The sequence below is a fragment of the Methylobacterium organophilum genome (genome assembly GCF_022179465.1).
GTDB classification, from domain to species: Bacteria; Pseudomonadota; Alphaproteobacteria; order Rhizobiales; family Beijerinckiaceae; genus Methylobacterium; species Methylobacterium organophilum.
The window spans coordinates 1-258 of record NZ_BPQV01000050.1 but is presented as its reverse complement, the minus strand read 5'-3'; the positions used below and the strand labels follow the sequence as shown (position 1 = coordinate 258).

Genomic DNA, 258 nt, shown 5'->3' with positions numbered 1-258 from the left:
AGGCAATGCAGCAGGTGATAAATATCCTGTTTGCCGTCCCAGACTTTGGTGGTGACCTTATTGTCCGCATCCAGCTCCTGCCACCAGGAACCATTTTCATAGTCCATCAGGTACTTAATGCAGTACTCCCACCATGTTTGATACCAGGTTTCATACTGGCGATCGCCAGTGACGGTGTAGAGCGCGTAGGCCGTACCCATTGCTTCGACGATAGGCCAACGTACACGTTCGCGGACCACCGGTTTTCCTTCCCAGTCA

1 protein-coding gene is annotated in these 258 nt (G+C 52.3%); it reads right to left on the bottom strand.

Features of this window, described 5'->3' with window-relative positions; translation table 11 throughout:
- A partial coding sequence (locus MFF21_RS23770) for an AGE family epimerase/isomerase (RefSeq protein ID WP_238315053.1) occupies nt 1–258 on the bottom strand: 258 nt, incomplete at both ends.